The organism is Paenibacillus sp. strain BS8-2, from assembly GCF_054483835.1.
Window position 1 is genome coordinate 5,451,531 of record NZ_CM137010.1, and the last position, 23,497, is coordinate 5,475,027.

At 50.7% G+C, this 23,497-nt stretch carries 11 protein-coding genes; 3 read left to right on the forward strand and 8 right to left on the reverse strand.

Translation table 11 applies throughout. The annotated features are described in order from the left end of the window. Nucleotides 1-106: 106 nt before the first annotated feature. On the forward strand, nt 107-955 hold the full coding sequence (locus ACX1C1_RS23835) for a helix-turn-helix domain-containing protein (RefSeq protein WP_458954602.1): 849 nt from the start codon (nt 107-109) through the stop codon (nt 953-955). Here ACX1C1_RS23835 and ACX1C1_RS23840 read toward each other — a convergent pair. The 6 genes from ACX1C1_RS23840 to ACX1C1_RS23865 all read right to left on the reverse strand — a co-directional run bounded on the left by ACX1C1_RS23840 (nt 867) and on the right by ACX1C1_RS23865 (nt 17,874). Further along, entirely contained in the window at nt 867-1,859 is a 993-nt protein-coding gene (locus ACX1C1_RS23840) for an S-layer homology domain-containing protein (protein ID WP_458954603.1), read from the reverse strand. The two genes, ACX1C1_RS23835 and ACX1C1_RS23840, sit on opposite strands and share 89 nt — an antisense overlap. Nucleotides 1,860-1,936: 77 nt before the next feature. Beyond that, nucleotides 1,937-7,210: a CBM96 family carbohydrate-binding protein gene (locus ACX1C1_RS23845; protein WP_458954604.1), complete on the reverse strand. Its 5,274-nt coding sequence runs from the start codon at nt 7,208-7,210 to the stop codon at nt 1,937-1,939. A 366-nt stretch (nt 7,211-7,576) separates the two neighbouring features. Next, nucleotides 7,577-10,360 carry a chitobiase/beta-hexosaminidase C-terminal domain-containing protein gene (locus tag ACX1C1_RS23850; protein WP_458954605.1) on the reverse strand — a complete coding sequence of 928 codons (2,784 nt, stop codon included), beginning with the start codon at nt 10,358-10,360 and terminating at the stop codon, nt 7,577-7,579. Nucleotides 10,361-10,389: 29 nt separating this feature from the next. Beyond that, a complete protein-coding gene (locus tag ACX1C1_RS23855) occupies nt 10,390-11,052 on the reverse strand; it encodes a DUF1961 family protein (protein WP_458954606.1) in 663 nt (220 codons plus the stop codon). Next, nucleotides 11,046-12,452: an arylsulfatase gene (locus ACX1C1_RS23860; protein ID WP_458954607.1), complete on the reverse strand. Its 1,407-nt coding sequence runs from the start codon at nt 12,450-12,452 to the stop codon at nt 11,046-11,048. The genes ACX1C1_RS23855 and ACX1C1_RS23860 overlap by 7 nt, the downstream gene beginning before the upstream one ends. Nucleotides 12,453-12,648: 196 nt before the next feature. After that, nucleotides 12,649-17,874, reverse strand: coding sequence for an S-layer homology domain-containing protein (locus ACX1C1_RS23865; RefSeq protein ID WP_458954608.1), 5,226 nt, complete (start codon nt 17,872-17,874; stop codon nt 12,649-12,651). Nucleotides 17,875-18,149: 275 nt separating this feature from the next. Here ACX1C1_RS23865 and ACX1C1_RS23870 point away from each other — a divergent pair, with 275 nt between their 5' ends. Continuing rightward, nucleotides 18,150-20,000, forward strand: coding sequence for a hypothetical protein (locus ACX1C1_RS23870; protein ID WP_458954609.1), 1,851 nt, complete (start codon nt 18,150-18,152; stop codon nt 19,998-20,000). After that, nucleotides 19,981-20,970 (forward strand): L-glyceraldehyde 3-phosphate reductase, encoded by a 990-nt coding sequence (mgrA, locus tag ACX1C1_RS23875; RefSeq protein WP_458954610.1) that lies wholly within the window; start codon nt 19,981-19,983, stop codon nt 20,968-20,970. The genes ACX1C1_RS23870 and mgrA overlap by 20 nt, the downstream gene beginning before the upstream one ends. Nucleotides 20,971-21,054: 84 nt before the next feature. Here the strand turns inward: mgrA and ACX1C1_RS23880 are convergent, their stop codons facing one another. Both ACX1C1_RS23880 and ACX1C1_RS23885 read right to left on the reverse strand, forming a co-directional pair. Then, nucleotides 21,055-22,422 carry an alpha-L-fucosidase gene (locus ACX1C1_RS23880; protein WP_458954611.1) on the reverse strand — a complete coding sequence of 456 codons (1,368 nt, stop codon included), beginning with the start codon at nt 22,420-22,422 and terminating at the stop codon, nt 21,055-21,057. Next, the gene (locus ACX1C1_RS23885; RefSeq protein ID WP_458954612.1) at nt 22,412-23,488 is read right to left on the reverse strand and encodes a glycoside hydrolase family 88/105 protein; all 1,077 of its coding nucleotides are present in this window, start codon (nt 23,486-23,488) and stop codon (nt 22,412-22,414) included. The genes ACX1C1_RS23880 and ACX1C1_RS23885 overlap by 11 nt, the downstream gene beginning before the upstream one ends. Nucleotides 23,489-23,497: the final 9 nt, after the last annotated feature.

Here is a 23,497-nt window from a genome sequence, read left to right on the forward strand (position 1 = left end):
TATCATCACCTCACTTCGATTATAATGAATTTGGTTTTACTTTATCCATGTAATAAACTACGATTATAGGTATCTAATAAATACAAATTTTTTGGAGGTATTTTCGTTGATATCGTTTATTAGCGCTCATTTTGATGATCATATCCCCGATTGGCATAATCCTGGCGTTCATGTATATAATCACATCATTGTTCTCGTAACAGAGGGTCATCTCATCTATAAGCTCGATGGACACATCTATACCGCACACAAAGGCGATATCATGCTCATTCCTCCCGGCACCTATCGAGAAGCCTTCAACGCACCGGAGCAGCTGCATCAGAAAATAGCCATATATTTTCACGCTCCAACAGATGTCGGTTTATCGCTCGTCGATCATGCAGCGCCTAGCCAGCAGCGCGTACGAGCCTTTGAATTTTTTCGGGATCGCTTCTACTTGTTGTACAAGCAGTTTGTAGAAAGAAGAGAATATTATGAACAAATTTGCACGGGAGTCCTATTGGAGATTCTCGGTCATCTTCAACGCGAGCTAACAGCTCCGCCAATGCAAAGACGCAAGCAGCAGCATGCGTCTGTATTAGAGCAGCACATCGTACAACATTTCCGTGAGCCTCTTCAGCTAGATAAGCTTGCAGCAATCATCAATCGTTCTCCCAACTATGCATTAACCTTATTTAAAGAGTCCACCGGCATGACTCCAACAGAATATCAGCATCAACTGCGCATTCATGCTGCTTCGGAGCTGCTTCGACAGACCGACCTGACAATAGCGGCGATGGCAGCCCATCTAGGCTATTATGACGCCTCTTCGTTCTACAAGATGTTCCGCAAAAAAACCGGTATGTCTCCATCTGAATTTCGTTCACTTAAACAAGAAGCGCCAATATCAGATGCGCCGCTTCCGCTCGTGTCGCATTCCGCAGCGGAGCAAATTGATTATGACCGACGCCCTTGATCCAGCCGCGCTCGGCCCCAGCGGCGATATAAGGCTGCGCCCATAACGGAATATCTACAGTGTCCATAAAGGTTGGTTGATCACCGGGCTTAGGTACGATACCTTGCGAGCGAACAAGGATCGCTGTCATCTCGGCCCGATTAATATACTGACCCGCTCGGAACGTCCCGTCAGCGTAGCCTTCAATCATTCCCGCATGTACGGCCGCGGCGATATAGCCGCTCGCCCAACGGGGAATGCTGCCCGCGTCAGTGAAAGCCAGCTTTGTTTCAGGAGCAGATGGAACCTGCAGGGCACGGACGAGCATCGCAACAAATTCAGCTCGCGTTACCTGCTGCTGAGGGCGGAATGAACCATCCGTATACCCTGAGATCCAGCCTTGCTCGGACGCTTTCAAGATCGTTGCTTGCGCCCAATGCCCTGATATATCACTAAATCTCGCAGCCGACTTCAGATCAACCTCACCTTGCAATTCCACCATCTCTAGTGCGGAATCAACCAGCCTGATGTCTCGCACTTTAAGTAATGGCGGACCGTCTGATAGAACTTCAAACGTAAATCTTCCCAATATGGCCGCGCCATTGGTACCTTTTACTTTCCCGACCTTTGAATGAGCGAACAAGATGCTTCCATCTTTCACAATCGGCTCGACCGTAAAGCCAGCCAGAGGACTATCGGCTTTAAGAAACCGTAAAACCATCGGATCGAAAGACAGCTTGAATTCATAAGCGTACAAATCCTTTAATTGTTCTCCTTGTACTTCAAGCGTAATCTCCGTATCCTCGCTTGTTGCACTCAAACTTATTACGGGGTTATTGGCCGCGAACAGCTTCATGGGTATACATAGCGACATGATTAGAAAAGCGGATAACAGAAGCAATATCAATGTTCTAGATTTGATCATGCCTGCACTCCTTCCATTCATAAGGGAGGAGGAAGGAGCATACACTCCTGCCTCCTGTTTAGTATGACTTGATTCCATTATTGCGACATACCCCAATCCGTTAAGATCATCTGAGCAATTGCGGCAAGCACCCGAATGTTGATCTCTCCTTCGCCGAACAGATCCGCCTTGACGATATCGTTCCAGTTCGGATCCTGAGAGGTTGCCCCAAAGTACTTGGCAATGATCGACAAATCGCGAATTGTGATCTGCGTTTGACCCTCAACCAGACTGATGAACGTCGTCCGGAATTGCTGGTTCGCCGCATGAAGCGCTCCTGTAGCCGCATCGACCTGCGCCTGAGTCGCATAGTTATTACCCAGCACAGCATTCGCCGTCCCAATTGCTGTCTGCAGAATCGCTTTGGAGCCAACCGCGTATTGACCGATCTTGTCTCCTTCTACCGCCTTGCTCAGCAGAGCCTGCGCGGTTGCGATCGCTTGCTCCAGGGCTGACTTATCTGTATTAACCGGTGTCTGGCCAATTGTAGTCGAATGATAAGCTCCGGCTATATGGATCATCCCTGCCGTTCCATCACGAGACACCTCGAACCCTGCAAGAGAGGTCAATGCATGGCCAAGCGGTGCATCGGCCTTAATCCTGCCGTTAAGCTCAAACAGAGCGCCGCTATTCGTAACCAGACCGTTCTCCCCAGCACCGATTGCGATGATGCGGATTTGACCCTCGGTCGGCCTAACGGCCGTTGCGATAATGTGGAAATTGTCTCGTGTAGAGCTAACAGCCTCTTCCGCCAGCTCCATCACGCCGTTTTCTCCAGTCGTCATTTCGAATTCGAGCTTGGACGGATCATATTGTACGATGACATCCATCGCGTTGAAGCCTTGCTCAACTTGATCGACGCCGACATTCAACGTCACCGATTGACCGGCATGGGCTGTTGCAGGTCCGCTTACGGTTGCCGCTGCCCAGTGCTCGCCTGGCTGCTCCGTTACCTCAGCTTCCACTCTCAGCAGCACATCGTAGCCTGCCGGCACAAGAGCTGATATCGTGTGAGCTGCTTCATCCACAACCATTTGCGAAGCGTCTGTCCACTGACCGTTCACCTCATAAGACAACTTAACAGTGGCGGCATCCGCTGCTACGTCGTAAGGCAATGTTACAGCAACCGCTCCTGTGGAAGAATAAACGTAACCTTCTTCCTTCGGCTCCAGACTTGCCGCTACAGGCACATCGGCCGACAAGGCGAAGTCGCCATATCGAATCAACTGGCCTTGACCAAGATAAAGGTACTGGAAACCTGTGTCGTTTATCGAAGCAACACCATACATCGCCTTGAAATCGATCATGTCATTCGGCGAATAGGTCTCGTTATCAGAAGCGCTCAGAATATATTCCTTGCGCCCCTCGAGCTCCTCGCTGAGCGGCTTGCTTTCTACCTGAACGCCAGCAAAATTGCCTGATGTGCCGAAATCCGAGATACGTTCGATCGACTTGTTATCACCTTCGAACGGCTCGAATACGGCAACAAACGGCGCAGTCCATGCATTGTTGGCATTCTGCCTGACAATGACGGTCGGCGTTGGATCAAAGCCGATACCTTCCGGCGCGCTGTAACTAGATCTGGAGGACTTGTAGCTGTCCACTGCATAGATCGTTCTGTTCTCTTGCCCTTTCATCCACATGGCCATCTTAAGATCCGGCTCGGTACGGTTTATCGTCCATTCCACGTTGAAATCGCCCGTGTAGTCGATCTTTTCCGGATTTTCAAAAAACTCATATTGGCCGTAGCCCGTAAAATTGTCGTCAGGCGTTAATGCCAGCGGTTGCCCCGCATCGTCCATGACGACCATCTCATCACCTAGATTATGGTAGATGTAATCGTTGTCAATCTGATCCGATCGGAACACATCCACATAATAGCCGGTCGTAGGCGACGTTCGAATGATGCTCACCTGACGTCTTTTCTCGCTGGCACTCAAGTCCGAGAATTGCACGTAATCCGAGATCGCATTTGCATTCGTCAGCTCGCCTGGCGCCGGGGCAGGTTCTATCGCATTTACCGTCACAGGCCCGTGGGCATAACCGGGAACAATCGTATTGGAGCCTGCGGGGCGTCTTGTAATCGCATAGTCTTCGCTCCAATAGGATTCATATGAATGCGTATTGGGACCAAGCGCCCATCCTTTGCCGTAAAGCTGCATGGAAAGGCCGTTCTCATGGAGGTGTCCGCCGCTTACGCCGCCAGATAGGGTCGCCATCAGACCGTTCTCCGTATCATTCAAATTTTTCATCAATACATGCCGATGAAATTCCGAATAAGCGGTGCGACTCCAAGGAAGCGTTGCCGCTGGCGTCAGCTCGTCGACGTTGAATATAATGTTGTACAAGTTTCCTTTATCACGAGTATAGAAACCCGCTTCAATGCCCGCTTGAATAATGGATGTCATTTCATCCTGTTTGGCTTGATTTCCAGTCCACTGGTAATAGGTTGCAAGTTGCTCAAAGATGTTATAATCCAGCAGTCCGCCCCCGCCGTCACCCAGCCGAATGATGAGACCTCGAGGATCCAGCCATGACAATGGCGCCGTTGCCGCCTTCTCTACAATCTCATTAATGGCGACAATATCTACGCCTTGCTTGTAAACGGGAAGCGAATGATTCAGGATGGTGGCGATCGTTCCGAACGCATACCCCGGAGACTCAGGCCATAAGCCGGTAACAGGATTGTAATCCTTCATAATGTCAGGAACTGCGTCGTGATATTGGGTCGAATAAGTCGTGTAATATTGCAGATAATGTTCTTTCCCTTTGAAATCCGAATAATAATCATTGCTTTCCAGCGACAGGATGATTGGAAGAATAGTGTTCCAGCCATTTACATTCCAGTTCGAGGACTTCGCGCCGCGGACAAAACCGATGTCGATAAACCGCTTGAAGACAATGCCCGACAGCTTCGTGACATCCTTCTCCAGGACAACTTCATCATGAGCGATATTCTCATTGACATATTCATCGACGTGCTCGATTAGATAATCGTATAGGAAGTCGTATGTCAGCGCAGCTTCGCGACCCAAGGAATCATGGATCACTTCATAATCGTAATAACCGCTAATTCCGCCAGGCTCGTAACCACCGGGGCCTCCCAGCGACTTCTCCGGATCAAGCGGCGGATTCATGTAGTACGTTCCGAGCAGCCATTGCCAATAAATATCTGCTGCAAACTTAGCGTATTTCTCGTCATTTGTGAGCCAGTAGATAAAGGCTGCTTTTTGAGCGTACTGAAGGATTTCCGCATTATTCTGCCAGATCAAATGTCCGGTTTCCTTGTAGGGAATGAGCACTTGCTCCGCATTTCCCACATTTTTTTCTACGCCTAACATCGATCCGTCTTCACTGTATTCGAGACGATCAGCGAAAGGAACATTCGCGTACTCGTTCCAGATGCGCATACCCGGCAAACGAACGGTCGGCACAGGCGCATTTCCCTCGCCATAATCAAACATCTGGCTTTTGAGATAGCCTTGTGTATAACGCTCTCCTTCCTTCCAGTACATGGACATTCTTGATGTCACATAATCCGGATCCGTTTGCGTTTTATTCACTAACGAATCAATTTCTGACAGCAGCTTTTGATAGGACTGAGCCGCCCAATTCTGAGTATCAATCTTGTTTTGAACAGCACCCTTCTCTGAATCTTGTACATAAGCTTGAGGATGCGCAGGTATGATCTCTTTCATTTGTGGAACGAGGTAAACCATTTGATAGTCCCTGCTAGCCGAACCGGAATTAATTGTCGCTGTCAAAGTCACTTGTACATCGCCGTCCGTCGGACGCGTTACCGTTCCGTCGTTGGCGATCACGTCTGGACGGCTGGAGCTCCACGAAATTGTCGCGCCATACTTTCCTGTTGTGGGCAAATCGAAATCCGTGTAGACCGTCGTTGCGCGGTTATATAACACTTCTTCCGCTGCCGCATCCATAACGGCTTCGTGCGTCATCGCCGTTACCTGAAGGTAAGGACGCTTATCAAGCTCGCTTCTTGTTGAATGGAAGCCGCTCGGATATTTGGCCGGCAACCGTTCGAACCGAATGGACATCTGACCGTTGTCATCATTCAATTCCGCCTTAACCTGGTCGATCAAGCTAACGTTTACAAATACGTTCGAGCCCTTAACGTTAAAGGTAGCCACTTCATCCCCGAAGGACGGCTTGGTATTCCAAGTAATTGATCCATCCCAGCTGTCATCCTCCACTTCCGTAACCACGAGCGTATTCGAATTCGTGTCTTTCTTGTAGAGATTCAGTACCGCATCTACCATGATCATCTCTTCGTTCACAGCTCTCAACGGCTCAAGGTTGAATCTCATATACATTTCCCTGCCGTTTCCGACGACAATCTCATCCGATGCTCCGTTACTCACATTGGCGTAAGCTGCACCGTCGCGCACATACGTATCGACTTCAGGGTAGAGAGTCAATGTTTCTGCAGACACTTGCTGCATCACCGTTACGATCAGCTGCACTTGACTTACGGCATTCCGATACTGTACGTTCGCCGTCAAGGTAACATCAACATTCCCGGTTCCTGCCTCAGGTCGATGTACGACACCAGAATTCTCCAACACGTCGGGTTTGTCCGAAGACCAGGAAATCGTTGAGCCATATGTTCCAAGCAGAGGAAGCTGCAGATCAATTTTTGCCTGCTTCCCGTTCAGCTGCATGAGCTCCATCTTATCAGCCTCAACGATCCCTTCGTTGCTTAGCGCCGTCACTTCCAGGTACGGTCTTTGCGATTCATCAGCGGCTCTCGATGTTGCGAAGCCGCTAGGATATTGTCCGCCGATTCGCTCCAATCGCAGCGAAAGCTTGCCATCCGTGCTCGCTTCGGCTGCGATCGATTCTGTCGGGAGGTCGAGCTGCTTTAATGTGAACTGTCCGCCGACGGGCAAGGACGTTAACGAATCGCCAACCTCCGGTTTTGTTGCATACGTAATCGAATTATTCCAGTTATCAGACGGAACCAGATTTACGCCTATCGTGTTCGTATTTTTATCTGTTTTGTACAAATTGAGGTTGGCAGAAATCAAGTTCACTTGCTCAGGGTCGATCTCTGACAAGTCAAATTGCAAATAAGATTCTCGTCCGTTGCCGACCAACAGCTCGGCTTCGGCTCCATAGCTGTCATTCTCGTAAGCTCCATCCCGAACATAAGTGTCTGCGGTTGGAAAGATTTTGTAGGTTTGAATGAATGACTCCTCTGCAGCAGCATGCGCTATTGGAACTCCTGTAACCAGATTTGGTGTCGAGGCCACCAACAGCGCAGCAAGCGCGATTGCCATAACTTTCTTCAATCTTTATCCCTCCTGGATTACCAACATTATTTTTTACAAACAACAACTTCTTTTCAAAACATTGTATAGCAAGCGCTTTCAATTAGAATTTATCAACCTCACCTCCTATTTGTTCGTGAATAAACGAGATCAAACAGGATAGTTATGTGGATTCCTGGAAGCTGAACGATATCCTATACAAATCGTATCATACGGAATATGGAAAATTTTTTAGATTGATGTGCACATTTTTTAAGATGTTTCCGTGGCTGAATTGACTGTTCGACAGCTTCTCCGTCATTAACTCCTTATTCGATAAAATTCGTATTGTTAGCGAATCGCGTCAACTACTTCCCTGAATTTCACAAAAAAGCAGCGCTTCCGCGCCTATCCTTTGGGGATGGCTACACGGTGCGCTGCGATTAAAAGATTCAACATTTGATATCCTCGCAATATTTGTATCCGAACCGGCTGTCCGCCGTTTACTTTTCTCTGCATAATCAAGTCCTCCGTCGCCCGAATCGGCTCCTCGTTCCAGCGCACGAGAACATCGGACGAACGAAGTCCCGCCCGATATGCATCCGAATCGTCAGGCACATCCGTAAACAGCACCCCCTCGTCATGTCCGCCAAGCGCATCAACCAGATCTCCGTCGGAAATGTCGGTGTATGCCGCCCCCATAAACCGTAGCGATGCTGCGGTCGTCTCAGGTGATGAAGACGCCAGCATCATTGCCTCATTGCGTATGAGCGCCTTCAGCCAACTGGGATGCGATACGGAATCGGCTCTGGTAAACTCGGCGATTCGTTCATATCCGCGGACAAGGCCATCGCATACCGTAATCGCCCTAACAGTCGTTGTTTGCGTCAATTGAAGCCGTCCACGGCAGAGGCAGGAGGTTGTACCGCCAGCCTCCGGCCTACTGCCGTCGAGGGTATACCATACTTCACCGCCCCGCTCATCCGGCAAGATGGATATATCTACGGCACCCGCAAATGTCTCACCTGGAGGCACGATTCGGGTTTGTGTATGACCAATCTGGTCTAGCGGTAACGGCACAAATCCAATGTCCAGCGCTGTGGAGTCCGGCTGGAGCCGGAAGTCGCCCCGCTCAGCATCGACGAACAGCGGGTTGGCCACCCGGGAATGCGTATCGTAGCCGAGCGCAAGCCATTCTTCCCAGTTGTAGCTCCGGCCTGGCGCTCGTTCCTTAACGAGGAATTGCTGCGTATTCGCATTCCAGTACAGATTCCAATCCGTCTCTTGCCCCCACGGATGCTCGGGCATCCGGACCGGGCCGAATATCTCTTCGGTTGGCTCCGCTTCTCCCGGTCGACAGCCGGCAACGACAACAATATTGCGTACGAACACATCTCCGCTATCCTTCGGCCACACATGCCAGCCAAGCGGAATAGGGCTGATGAAGATGTTGTTCTCCACTCTCCGGTAATAGCCGTCTCGCAGCTTCAAGGTCGATCCCAGGCAAAGATTGCCGTAGATATGATAATAGGAGGAGCCGTCGTCCAGGTCGATTGTCCAGTTGCCCGCGCTCACACTCTTGCGCATATTGCGAATTCGGTTGTAACATATAACGTTCGGCTCCAACGCATCAAGAAAGACGGCAGCCTTGTTCATCTCTATGCCGCCATCACGATCCGTCTGTGCTTGGTCGCCCCATTGACGCTCCCGCCCCCACGAATTAAACGGTCCATGCTCGCCGGTCTCCCTCACCGTTTCCCAGATATCGTTAAATTCTATCCGATGGCCTCCCCATGTGCCGTCGTTGATACAAATTGCCGCGCGGGGAACCTCATAGATGGAATTGCGGCTGACTGTAATTCTTCGGCTCATGGAGATAAACACACCCGCCGTTTGTTTGCCATATATGCCAATATTCCTAATGATATTGTTGCCAATTATACAATCCGCCGGATAATCCGGAGTTCGAGGTCCCGGGAGATCGTCATAAGCGGGCCGTTGACCTCCCTCCATCATCTCCCAAGTCTGATACATCCGTACCGACTCCGGCCTGCCAACCACACAAACTGCGCTTTCGCCTGCCGCTTCGAAGGAGCAGCCCTCAACAGATATTCTGCGATTATACCCGCTTATAAACACCGCGTTGCCACCGACTGCATCAAAGAAGCAGTCCTCAAGTCCACAATCCTCCGCTCCCTCGAAATACACCGCGCCGCCGCGATGTATAGCCCAATCGCCTCTCGCCAAATCTTCATAAGGCTCCATAAATGTTGTCCCTGTGTGAGCGAATTGCAGTCCGCTCAGCTTAATCCCGGAAACGGGCAAGGCCGGCGACCCGCAAAATGTTATCAGCTGTTTCAGGAAAGTCGTCACGACCAGCGACTGGTTCAGGTCTATCCCTTCATGCGGGAAGCAGTACAGCTTCCCTTGATCTCCGTCCCAATACCATACTCCCGGAGCATCCAGCTCTTCGAAAATATTATCGATATAATAACGGGAGCGATGGCTGATCCCATGGCTCCGCTGCAATTGAAATCCGCCTTCGCCCAAATGCAGCACGTGATTCTCCCTATCGACATCAGCCAAACGATATTGCATATTCCCCCAATAGTGGCTTTGGAAAGCATGTATAATTCCGGTTGTTGGATTGTCCCATGATTTGTCCGTGAAGGTCGCCGGGTCGAACGCCAATTCACGATCAGGCCTCAGATTCGTCCCCCCTGCCGCTTGCAGGTATCCAGGTCCGTCCATTAGCGGTTGATCGGCGTCCACATTCGGATATCGTGCCCGAACCTGCCTGCTGCCGTCAATGAACAATCCGTCGATCTGCTCTAGCCTTCCTTGCCATTGTGGCAATTCGGCGACCCAGATTCCATCCTTATAGGGATGCCAGCGTGATCCAATGTGACAGCCGCCGCTAATGACGACCTTCTCGCCCGGGTAAGAACGATATTGGATCGGCGCAGAGGAGCTGCCGGAGTCTTCTGGACGAAACGTCAGAGGCTCCTTCAAATAATAAGTCCCTTCCCGCAGCATCACTGTGATGGGCTTCCCCATATTGTCCTTCTTCACTCTCCGGACTTCCGCTTGTGCGCGTACCCATGTAGCGAACGGTCTATCCTCCGTACCGGGTGAGTCGTCCCTGCCGTAAGGAGCAACAAATATCCTCTTTTCCTGATCGCTTCGCTCCATGCTTATCTCTCCTTCCTGCAGCTGTCGCATTACATATCCGTCAAATCATACACCCGCAAATGCGCATATTCCGCTATGAGCGGGCTCATTTGGCGGAAGCCGATACGCCCTGCTCCAAGCAGAGGTCCAAAGGCTGCTCCGTCATCCTGCCATTCGAGTACCGTCAGGTTGTCCACGGCAAAGGTAATCCGTCCATCCTTGCTGGTCAGTCGCAGCTTGTAGAATCGGTCTGTATCGTCCGCATCCGGAATGGGATCGGCCCCTTGGGCAACGAGATGGAATCCGTAGCTCTTGCGCAGGTTGACCGTATGGAACGCACGCTCCTCCGGATACCGTCTTCGGAAGTAGGACAAATGCATCGTGTCGATTTCTCCATGATGATACCCGGCATACTCACCGGTGCGCGGGAGGAGCTCCGGATCAAACATTGACCGTCCGTCACGCCCCGCCGCTGCGAAAAACATCATACATAGCCCCGGCTCCCGAATCGGGCGAAACTCCCACTCAATAGCAATCTGCGAAGGAAATTCCACCGGACACCAGTAAACGAAATTCGAGCGTTGCCCCTCACCCGGGTCCAAGAGGTTCTCCAGCCGCATACGGCCGAGCGGGAATGTGACTGCAGCCTGGCCTTCCATTATAAAGTCCGCCACATCCTCCGGGGCAGCAAGCGGATTATGATAAATCAGCATCGTTTACTCACCTCTCTTCGCTCCTCCTCCACCTCAACAAACCATGCTTCAAGCGATTGAAGCATGCTCTTCGTCCGTTCCGGATGCTGCTCCGACAAGTCAACAGCTTCCGATGGATCTTCCGTGAGGTTGAACAGCTGCGGCTGCGGCGCGTCCGGCACGAAACGAGCAGGCTCCGGATCGCGAACAATATCGCTGAACCGCTCCGGGTGCCGCTTGATCCATTTATCCATCTCGAGATCCTCAGCGGCTACAACCATCGTTTCTGGAATCGCCGGCCGCACCAGCTTCCAATCCCCTTGCTTGACGGCAGAGTTCGATGTAATCTCTGGTGTATAGCGGTTCCATTGCCAGAATTGCGGACGCTCCTCAAGATCCGAGCGAAGCCTGTCATCTTCGCCGCAAAGTACGGGCCACACATTTCTTCCATCCAACGGTAACTTGGGTTCCGCTGGATCGAGTCCAGCTGCTGACAGCAGAGTGGGCAGCCAATCGGTGAAATGAACGGGAGCGTCCTCCATGCGTCCACCCGTTACAACCCCCGGCCATCTCACGATCGCAGGCACACGAATGCCCCCTTCATAGACGCTGCACTTGGAGTCTCGCAAATTCGCATTATACCGATCCAGACATTGATCTCCGATTCCGCCGAATTGCGGACCGTTATCGCTTGTAAATACGACGATCGTATTGCCGTCTAACCCTTGTTGCTCCAGCTCCTTCAAGATACGGCCAAAAGCCTCATCCATCCGGTAGACCATAGCATAAAACGTCCGCAGCGCTTTATTAAGCTTCTTGTTTTCTGCGAAACGAGCGATGTCCTCTTCTGGCGCCTGCAAAGGGGCATGGGGTGCATTAAAGCACATGTGCAGGAAAAAAGGCTCCTCCTTATGCCTTCTAATGAACTGGATTGCCTCGTCTGCCAGCACATCCGTCAAATATTGGCCATTGGACGGACGAACGTTTCCATTCACATCCAATGTCCAATCATAATAGTCGCTCCAGCCCCCTCTAAAGCCTGCAAACTCATCGAACCCTCTAGCGTTGGGGTGAAATTCCGGATGCACAGCACCCAGATGCCACTTGCCGATCAAGCCGGTGCGATAGCCCGCTTCCTTGAAGCAATCTCCCATCGTAGTTTCTCGCAAAGAGAGACGATCAAGCCCTCGTCCTTCAAGCGTATCAATGGCGCCCGTGCGATGGGGATAGCGACCGGTCATAAGCGCTGCGCGGGCAGGCGCGCATACGGCGGATGCGGACCAATGCCGGGTCAGACATACCCCATCTGCAACGAATTGATCCAGTATCGGCGTCTGCGGCGAACCATCGCCGAATACGCCAAAGTCGCCATACCCCATATCATCCACCAAAACGAACACTACATTGGGTGTTGCCTCCATCTCCGCATTCCTCCAGTCCTTCATCCGTGTACATTCCAAAACAAGAATACCATAAGGGGGATAGCAGGTTTTATAGCGTCTTGTGTTGGTTTTTTAATCATTTCAAATTTCGCCTTAACAAAAAGTTGGTCTTGCCATAAGCAAGACCAACTCCAGAATTTCTATGATCGGCATTTAATCGCGCATAGGCCTGCTTTTAATTGGTGAAGGTCAGTCGTTTCAACATCCGATACAGGATGACCGAGCTCTGCGCACGCGTTGCCGTTTCATTCGGAGCATAATCGTTTTCTCCGACACCATTGACGATTCCCAAGGACCCCAATAACATAATAGATTCCTTCGCCCAGCTCTGGAAGGTATCCGCATCTGCGAATACTTGTCCGCCGCTCTGACTGCCTGAATTCGAATAGCCGGCAAATGTCATGGCGCGATTAATCATAACCGCCATCTCTTGGCGGGTTATCGTTTTATTCGGCTTGAAGGTACCATCCTCGTAGCCCAATACAATCCCCGCTTCCACAGCCGTCTTCACCGCCTCATAGTACCACTCCTCCTCTGTGATATCTTGGAAGGATGGGGTTGTGTCGGACGACGCAGTGGACAATCCAAGCGTCCTCGTGACGAGTGCGGCAAATTCAGCTCTTGTCACCAGCTGATCCGGATTGAACGCCGTGGCGCTTATACCAAGCACGATGCGCCTTGCTGCCATACGCTCGATTTCTTCCTTAGCCCAGTGCTTCATCACATCCTCGAAGGACGCGGTGTTCTCCAGGACCATATACGTGCTGTTCGTTCTACTGTAGATCGTAATCGAATTGCCGGAGATGGCATAAGGAATCGACGTGTAGCGAATCGTACCGTCACCATTCTGCTCTACACGAACCACAGCCGTCGTACGATCATCCACACTGCTTGCCGCCTTGATGGTACGCGGAACATACTGCCCGAAGTCATTTATCTCCACGGTTGTTCCATCCGAATGGATGGCCAGTAAGGTAAATGCAACAGACGCCGTCACCTTCCAGCCAGCTGCCTTCGCTTGCTCCGCTGCTATATCGTTACTGGATATGATGATAGCTAGCTCGCTCGCCTCGCCAAGCTGCTGGAGCAGAGCTTCTGTAATCGGTAACGAATAGCTTCCAAGCCCGCTCTCGACGATCATGGTGCGGACAAGTCCATCACCGGCAGCTTTGCGCAAAGCCGCACTATTGACGATAACTTTTGAGCCTGACGTATTTGTCACCGGCTCGACAATCAGGGTTATGCGCCCATTGACCGCGCGCAGCACTGCATCCTCTATAGCCTTGTCATCCGCTTTTGCCTCGGCAATGCTTATGCCGTTGACGCTTACGACCTTCGTATCCAACAACACTCCATTCTCTACAGGTGTATGGCTATCGTTCGGAGTAACAGGATAATAAACTGGCGGTACATATGCCGCCGTTTTCAGCAGCGGGCGAACGTTAACGAATGGATGGTTTGCCGCGTACAGCTCGATCGGCACACCTTGACCCGTCGGATCGGCAACAAGGAATACGGCTTCGCCGTCCAGCCTGCTGTTCACATATTGCTTCAGCGCATCCGTAGCGATATTGTAGGAGTCCACATTGTAAGGCAGATTATACGTATTCTCCTTGAAGCCCCTCATCGTAAATTCGCCGAGATATACGCCATCAGCCACCGCAGCTGCTGAAGGGCTGCTTATATCCGTGTTTGTCATCCCGTAAACCTGGAGTGTAATCGTCTCGCTGCCGGGATTGACATCCGTCAGCCTGCCGCTGAGCTGAAGCGATGCAGCCCCCAGAATAGGCGTGTTCTGCAGGTCGAACTTAAACAAAGCTGCAAAAGGCTCTCCAGCCTGGTCCCGAGTATCCACAGCGGCGTAATGCACCGCATCGTAAACGGGATTGCCGGAGGTATTCAGAACTGGAATTCCACTCTGCTTCACAACATGTCCATGTCCTTGGCGGATTTCGATACCTCGCATGCTGTTCAAGATGTTGTTGTCCAGCAGCTGAATGTCGCGTGGATTGCCATTCCCGATAAATCCGGCATTCGTGTCGCCGTTATCGTAATCCAATACAATCGGCACATCCGTCGCTTCGAAATTCCGAATCGTATTCTGTGAAGCAATCGTTCTTGGCGCATTCAACAGGCGAAGTCCGATCAACGCTTGCTGGTACGGACCTCTCACGAAGGTCGAAGGATCGATCTCGATGAGATTATTTTCAATAATCGTATCCGGCGATCCAATGACTACTGTAATGCCTTCAGCATTGTTTCGCAGCGTGTTGTTGTGTATATAGTTGTACGGTCCGGCTTCGCTATGATTGCTCGGATAGCCGCCGCCTGTATTGCCAAGCGCGATGCCGGCGCCTCTGCGGGTTCCGATAACGGTGTTGCCGGTTACTTCGTTCAAATACTCGTCTTCTCCGTGCAGATCAATTGCATCATAGGTGTTGTTGATCAAGGTGTTGTTCTGCACCAGGTTGTTATGCGTATACGCCTGTACAATGATGCCGTGACGCATCGCATTTGTGCCATCGAACACATTGTTCTCTATGAGGTTGAACTGCGAATCTTCCTCTTGGCTGTAGCGGTCAACCTTGAAATCGCCTTGGAGAGCGATGCCATAGCCGGCTCCGCCGCCTCCGATATCGGTAGCGCTGCGGAATAACGAGTTACGAACGACAAGATGCTGCCCCTTGGCCATGCGAACCCCTGTTTTTTCGAATTTCTCGATAATAACATTGTCAACCACAATATTATACGGCGCACTAGCTGAGCTGCCGCTAGTGGATTTGTCGATATATATACCATTTTTGTACCCTCCGCGCAGCGGATGGGCAATTGCGGGATCCGTAGGATATTCATTGTCCCATGTCGATGTAATAGTCAAACTCGAGATCGTCAAGCTGTTCAGATTCATCGCCGACAGAACTTTGCTGCTCGCATTGGTCAGGCCGGTACTTGCATCCTCCGGACCGAGACGGTTATCGAAGTCTGACAGCAGGATCGCGCCTTCCCGGCTCTCGCCGATCAGATTAACTCCGCTTTTCAGCATAATGTGCGTATCGGCAGAATAGGTGCTCATGAGCTTGTAGATCCCGTTCGGCAAATACACTTCATCGCCCGGCTGTGCTGCGTTGATTGCATGCTGGATAGCTGGACGATCATCCGCGACGCCATCTCCAACAGCGCCATGATCCATTACATTAATGCGTTGGCCGGTCGTTGCATTCTGTAACGGCAGCTCATGCGGCGTTCCGTCCGGATTGTATAGCCCCGCCTTGATTGGACGCGACTCAACATTCGGGGACGGCTGCTGATCCACAGGTCCAATTGGATCGGTAAGCAGATCGCCTGTTATCGGCGAATACAAGTGCACAGCTGTATATCCGTTGTAAACAGTCGCGCTGTTCCCTTTGCCGACAATTCGAATATATCTGGCGTCCGTATTCGCTACGTCGAACGTCTCCATCTGAAGCGATGTGCCACTGCTTGCCCCGGTATAAATCGTATTCCAGTTCATGCCGTCGGCAGAGCTCTCCATATCGAAGGTATACGATCTTTCGTTTCCTTTGTAGAACGCGATGCCAGCATAGCCGACCGTCGACAGCGTGCCCAGGTCGTATTGAATCCAAGCCCCCGCTCCGTTCGCGCCCCATCTTGTGTTGGGATTGTCATCAATCGTATTGGCTGGTTTATTGCCCCAGGTACCATCTCCGTTGTACATGCTGTCAAATCCGCTTGCGGTCACTTGCGTCTCTGTAATTGTATATCTCATTTGCGGCTTGGCCGAAGCCTCCAATGAATCCAGGCTGCTGCCGTTTTTGTCGTTTAACGCCTGCACAACATAGAAATACGTTTCGCCGTTCTGAAGATTGTTGTCTACATACGCAGGTGTTGCTAAGTCCGACGCAATAACAGAATAGGAGCCGCCGGAGGAGCTGGCTCTCTTCAGCGTATAAGACACCGCATCGTTGACTGGCTGCCATTGCAGCTTAATCGTCGAATGACCAGGAATCGCCGTCAAGCCTTGCGGCGCGTCGGGCGGATATTCCGTTCTGGCGTACAGCTCAGGAGAAAGCAAGCTGTCCCCCGAAGAATTGTAAGCAGATACCGTATAATAATAATCCGTATGCACAGTCAAGCCCACATCCAGATAGCTAGTGGTCACGCCATCCACCGTACCGATGACCCCATAGCTCTCGCCCGAGATACTGCTGCGGTTAATCTTATAACCGACGGCATCAGGTACTTCGGCCCATGTAATCCCGACCTCCGTATCGCGAACAGCAGCGAACAGTCCGCCCGGTGCTTCAGGTGATGCCGTGGAGGCAAGCGGAGACGCAGCCGCGGCTGCAGACAGGCTGCCGTCAAGATACATGCCATCCCGTGTTTTGGCAGCTGAGCTAACGGTATAATAATAGATGCTCCCATTGGTCGCAGACAGATCTTGATAAGTGCCGGAAGTCACTGTTGCAATGGTTGTGAATGGACCGCCTGGAGAAGCTCCCCGCTTCACATGATATCGCTCCGCGCCGGCTGCGCCGGACCACTTCAGGCTGACTTGATTGTCCACTGCCGACTGGATGCCAACTCCTGTCGGAGTGCCGGGAAATAGCTTCATGGCATAGACATCATCCACATACATCCGCATGTTGGAGTTTCCGAAGAAGCCTACGCTTGACCCTGTCGGAATGCCTGTTGTATCCGTAACAGTCGCTGTTACGGTCGGTCCGCCTTCGATGGAGCCAGTCAAGACCGTGTTCCCCGGCGTTCCGGTGATTTGCATGGTCATCCGGTAATATCGATCTGCTTCAAAATTCGGGATCGGTGTAGATTGCGAAATTTCTGTAATCGTGCCCGAAACCCGCTTGAACAACACCAAATTATATTGTGTCGCCGACATCTTGCGTATAGCCAGCGCATACATGCTGTTATTGTCCGTAACCCGTGTTGCCACGCCGAAGTAGGACGGGCTGCCCGGGACGGTGGTCGGCGTATTCTTGTGCAGCTTGACCTTGCCTGAGAACAGCACATCATTTGCCGAATACTCTATGAGCCATGCCGTCGACGTGCTGCCGCCGTTAAAATACATGCCGACATTCGAGCCATCGTCCGAGCCGATGCTCCACACTCCCGCGCTTGCATTCGACCGCCAGTTATTCAAGGTTTTCGCCGTCGTATTGCTGGAATTCACAGCCTGGCCACCCACGGGCGGCTCCACCGAATGATCCCCTCTAGGAATCGTCGATTCGAGGTTCTGGAAATCGTCGAAACGTTCATTGTCCTCATAATAGGCAGCAGATCCAGCAGCCTCCGCAGCCTCCACCATGTCAAGCGATGGAATAAACGAAAAAATGAGGGCGAAGCTTAAGACCATACTAATGCCTTTCTGCAATAAGCCTGGTTTCATAAAATGACTTCCTCTCCCAATAAGATAGCGCTTACATTTACAACCTAACTATATAGAAGAGAGAATTCGGAAGCTAGGAATTACCATATATGTTGTTGTGGTTTTTTTAGGTGCTTATCGAGCCAGCCTTGTTTCAGCGTGCTGAAACCAATGCCATTGCTGAAATAAGTTTATTGCGGTTACATCTAATCTTCTCTACCATTAGGTGAACGAGGAAACCCGTCCGCAGCATTAGGGAGGTGCTCTTTGACCATAAATGTTGGAGGTGGGCAGACATGGATAACAAGAAAGCTCCCACTTGCTTTAGGGCAATTCGCGAGCTGCATCTAGGTCATTCTATCGATGAAGGGCCTATTATCGAAATATGCCAATTTATTGACCTGCGCTACGATTGTGCAGATTTTCGAATGGTGTCTTTGATTCGAACCATCTATGCCTATAAGGATTTGTTGTCTGAACAAACGGCAGAACGAATCAAGAAAACCATTCTGGGGTTCAAGTACTGGATCGATGAGCCCGGTGAAGACAGCATGTGTTATTGGTCCGAAAATCATCAAATCCTGTTTGCATCCGTTGAATATTTGGCGGGACAGCTCTATCCTGCCGAGCTGTTTGTTAATGATCGTACCAATGGCGAGGCACATCTGAAGAAAGCGCGAATCCGAGTTCTATCTTGGCTTCGATACCGCTTCGACTATGGATTCACGGAGTGGCATTCGAATGTATATTACGAAGAAGATATGGCGGCGCTGTCTATTCTGATCGATTTCTGTCAGGACGAGGAGATCACATTAAAGTCCAAAATGATTATGGATCTACTGCTCCTGGATATGGGCATGCATTCATTCAAGGGTCTATTCGCCGCAACAAGCGGTCGCTGTTACGAGCATCAGAAAAAAAATCCCAACGTTCAGAATACGCTGAACATCAGTGAAAAGGTGTGGGGCTTCGGCCATAAGGGCGACTTGGATTACTCCCGTATATCAGCCAATTTTCTATTAATGGATCGGTATGACCTGCCTGAGGTTATCTATCGAATCGGCCTTGATCAGGGAGACCAAATTATTAAAGACTCTATGGGACTTGATCTTCAAGAGATCCGGAAGGAATTTAGTGATCCGACTGACCTTCATTCTACCGGTATGTTCCTATGGTCGATGGAAAGCTTCATTAATCCAGAGTCCGTCAATATCTCGTACGATATGTTTAATGCTTGGAAGCTTCATAACAATCGATTTTTGATCGACTTCCGCAAGGTGAATGTACCCCTGGTGAGAAAGCTTGGGATGCTTCCCGGCGTCAGCAGGCTTCTAAATCCTGTCTATCAAGGGACCGCGATTCAGCGGGCAAATTCGTATACGTACAAAACCAAAGATTATATGTTATCAACGGTACAAAATCATCATCCTGGCACATTCAGCGATCAACAGCATGTTTGGCAGGCTACCCTTTCCAATCATGTTACGGTGTTTACCACACACCCTGGAGCGCCTGCTACACATGATGTAAAGCGTAATGGTTCACCAGGTTATTGGGTAGGCAACGGTGTACTTCCTCATTCTGCTCAAGACAGGAACGTACATTTCAGCATCTACAGACTGGACGTGCGTAAAGGATTTATGGAGAAAGAGAGAGCGGACTTCACGCACGCCTACTTCCCCTATGACAAATTCGATGAAGTCGTGCATGAAGGCCGTTATTTATTCGGAAAGCTAGGGAGAACGTATATCGCCCTCATTGGGAAAGAACAGCTGGAGGCAAATCCACAGGATGCGTCGGATGTGATCCAGAGAGGCCTGCTAACCTATTGGATTTGCGAATTAGGCAATCAAGCAACCTTCGGCAGCTTCCACTCGTTTATCGAAAGTATTCGCGCCAGATCCATTCGTTTCCACAACAATACTTTGGTGTACAAGTGCGATATCGAATACGCGTTAACCTACAAAGGAAACTTCCGAATAGACGGCAAGATCATTAACACAAACTACGATCGTTTCGATACCCCCTTCGTCAAAGCTGAGCGGAAGCCGAAGGAAATCAACGTTAGTTTTGAAGGAAGCCGCTTGTATTTGAATTTCGAACGCTGCGAGAGGAGACAACAAAACAATGATTTATTCAGCAAATGAAACAAGATACAACGGTTCGATGCTCTACAACCGGACGGGACGATCCGGTCTTAAGCTGCCGGCGATTTCTCTGGGGATGTGGCATAATTTCGGGGATGTCGACTCCTATGAGAACGGACGTGCGATGGTTCGACGCGCGTTTGATCTCGGTATCACCCACTTTGACCTGGCTAATATGTATGGTACGCCGCGAGGTTCAACGGAGGAAATCTTCGGCAGAATTCTGAAGAGTGATCTTGCTCCTTACCGGGATGAACTGATTATTACGAGCAAGGCGGGTTATAAGCTGTGGCCTGGACCTTACGGTGATTGGGGCTCCAAAAAGTATATGGTTGCAAGCCTGGATCAAAGCCTGAAGAAAATGGGACTGGACTATGTCGATATCTATTACTCGCACCGTCCTGATCCTAATACGCCTCTTGAAGAAACCTTAGCTGCGCTTGACCTCATAGTCAGACAGGGCAAAGCTTTATATATCGGCATATCCAACTACACGGCCGAACAAACAAAGGAGGCCATTGGCATTCTCAATGAGCTCGGCACGCCGCTGCTTGTTCATCAGCCAAGCTATTCCATGCTCAATCGCTGGATCGAAGACGGCTTGCAGGATGTGCTTGAGGAGGCTGGAGCAGGAAGCGTTGTTTTCTCTCCGCTGGCGCAAGGGCTGTTGACAGATAAATATTTGTCAGGCATTCCTGCAAGCTCCCGTGCTGCAAGCAAGTCCGGCAATCTGCAGCAGAAGGATATCACAGAGGAGAAGCTGGACAAAATCCGCAGGCTGAATGAGCTCGCGCAGCTGCGCGGTCAGACGCTTTCCCAGATGGCGTTGGCATGGGTACTGAGAGGCAATCGCGTAACATCCGCGCTGATTGGAGCAAGCAGTGTAACTCAAATCGAAGAAAACGTAGCTGCACTTCAGCAATTGGCATTTAGCAGCGAGGAATTGGCACTCATCGAAGCCATTCTGTAAGGGAACTGGCCCACTGTGCCTCATTGCATACCAAAAAGGCTAGCTGCATTCGAACCCGAATGCAACTAGCCTTTTTTTCACTCCCTATGCTCTTGGCTTGCCATCCACAAACACGGAGGTGCCTCTTGTACGTGCCCAATCCGCAACCCGTTTCGGGTCGCCGCTCCAATTCCGCTCCGTGCCCCATTGTCCCGTTTCAGGACGAGACGCGAATTCCAGCTTAATAACCGGAAACAGCTTTGTTGGTCGCTCGATCGGCAGCCCCTCAATAAATAATTGTTCCCCGCGCTGAGTGAAGGCTAGCTCTTGCCCCGTTGTTATCAACGTCGCCTTAAGGACTGGTGTCTTCAGATCAGCCAACCGGAGCTGGGATTCACCGGGCCAGAACCGGAAGATCAGAAATAACGAACAATCTTTTATCGTCTGTCTTCCATACGTGACGAACTCCGTCAAATCACCGCCGTCTGTCCCGTAAATCGCTTCGCCATGAACCTCCAGCCATTCTCCGATCTCAAGCACGCGCTCTACGAACGGTGCGGGCAGCTGTCCATCGGCCTGCGGGCCTACATTCAGCAGCAGATTGCCTCCTCGGTTTCCGCCCTTCTCAGCGCATTCACATAGCATATCTAGCAAGAGATCGGAAGAACGCCAGCGTTCGCCTTTGGCATACCCCCATAGTCTCCAGGTCGACACTTGGCAAGATTCCCATAGACGATTCGAATCAGCGATAATGACATGCTCCGGTGTTCCGAAATCTCCCATATCGTCCATCCCACCCGCGCCTTGCCCGCCGTCAGCATGACTATTCATTGCTTCTTCGGAGATACCTAGTCGATTGTTGATCAGAATGTGGGGCTGCAGCTCTCTCATCCTGCGTACGAGCTGTTGGCTTTGCAATTCCAAGTGATTACGCGGCCAAACGCCGTCGAAGAAAAAATGATCGATTTGCCCATAGTTCGTCAACAATTCTTCTACTTGGTTGTGCATATAGCTTCGCATCGTTTCCCATCCGTCAGGATCTGCATCGGGACCGTCGAAATAGGCTGGAATACGCCAGTCTAACCAAGAATAATAAAGGCCTATTCGCAGACCTTCCGCACGGAATGCATCCACATATTCACGTACAAAGTCTCGCCTCGGGGCTTGCTGCGCACTTGAGTAGTCGGTAAACTTCGTATCCCACATGCAATAGCCATCATGGTGACGCGTTGTGAAGCACGCATATTTCATACCTGCCTTCTTCGCGATGTTTGCCATAAGTCTGGCATCGAATTGCGCAGGGTTCCACAAGCAAGCCTGCTCGGAATACTGGGCATGATCCATATGTTCACGGAACAGCACTTGCTCGCCTCTCGCAATTTGAGCATACGGCCCCCAATGGATAAACAGGCCGTAACGACTTTCCGGGAACCAGTTCCAATACTCCGGTATAAACCGATTGTTAGTTGTCATAGAGAAATTCTGAGATCAGCATCAGTGTTAATCCTTGTCCGTACAATGTCGGATAGCAGCTCAATTCATTGTACGCTTCTATCGTCTGCATAATAGGAGTTCCTCCGGAAACATCCGCAACCTCGCCGTTTTCCTTGATTTTCCCCATCACGCCTTCAAGCACGCGACTCGCTGCTCCCATATAGGAGTCGTCAAGCAATCCCAATCGAACCGCAATAGCAAGGCCGCATCCGATTCCCGCACTGCCAGAGGTTTCCTGATAGTAGGACGGTCGATCCATTATCGTGGACCACAAGCCATTATCTGCTTGATACGTAATGATCGCATCTACCAATTTGCGATACCGTGCAAGCAGCTCTTCCGGAATCTCGCATAGGCCTTCAAGCTCTTGCAAGACAAGCGGCGTACCAACGACGATCCACGAGTTGCCGCGTGTCCATCGTGCAGCGGATAGATGATGCCCATCGCAATGATAGCCATGGAACAGCACGCCGGTCTCCTTATCCTCCAGCAGCTGGAGATGGAGCAGCAATTGCTCTACTGCTACATCGGCATACTTACGATTTCCAGTCATCTTGGCCAGCTTGGCAAAAAATAAGACGACCATAAAAATAGTATCCGCCCAAACCTGCTCATGCCATTCCCCGCCATGCTGGAAAGCGCCTGAGCTTGTTTTCACAAGCTCATCGATAATCCATTCCCCGTACTCCACTGCGGTATTCCGATAAAATTCGTCGCCCGTTCTTGCGTACATATCGGGAAATATCGTAAATGGCGCCATATTGTTCACATGTTGAAATTTCAGCGCCTTCTCCTTGTTCGACTCGATCCAGCTAGTCAAATATGCAAGTACCTCTGGACGTTTGCTAGCCTCATAGTAGTGAGAAATCGCGATAACGCCTACCCCCGGATTCCAGTCCCACTTATGAATATCCATTCCCCAGTCGCTGCCGTGGCAGTCGACTCCCGACTTATCATCCTTAAGTTCCGAATGATCATCAATCATATAATCAAACACTTGACTTGCTAAACGTTCAAGCGTATGGGGAGCAATTGGTTGTGTCAAATCAATCAT

Excerpts from the sequence above, each read along its gene's own strand:
- ACX1C1_RS23840 (WP_458954603.1), bottom strand. The coding sequence starts at position 1,859 with ATGATCAAATCTAGAACATTGATATTGCTTCTGTTATCCGCTTTTCTA.
- ACX1C1_RS23850 (WP_458954605.1), bottom strand. The coding sequence starts at position 10,360 with ATGGAGCGAAGCGATCAGGAAAAGAGGATATTTGTTGCTCCTTACGGC.
- ACX1C1_RS23855 (WP_458954606.1), bottom strand. The coding sequence starts at position 11,052 with ATGCTGATTTATCATAATCCGCTTGCTGCCCCGGAGGATGTGGCGGAC.
- ACX1C1_RS23860 (WP_458954607.1), bottom strand. The coding sequence starts at position 12,452 with ATGGAGGCAACACCCAATGTAGTGTTCGTTTTGGTGGATGATATGGGG.
- ACX1C1_RS23865 (WP_458954608.1), bottom strand. The coding sequence starts at position 17,874 with ATGAAACCAGGCTTATTGCAGAAAGGCATTAGTATGGTCTTAAGCTTC.
- ACX1C1_RS23870 (WP_458954609.1), top strand. The coding sequence starts at position 18,150 with ATGGATAACAAGAAAGCTCCCACTTGCTTTAGGGCAATTCGCGAGCTG.
- mgrA (WP_458954610.1), top strand. The coding sequence starts at position 19,981 with ATGATTTATTCAGCAAATGAAACAAGATACAACGGTTCGATGCTCTAC.
- ACX1C1_RS23880 (WP_458954611.1), bottom strand. The coding sequence starts at position 22,422 with ATGACAACTAACAATCGGTTTATACCGGAGTATTGGAACTGGTTCCCG.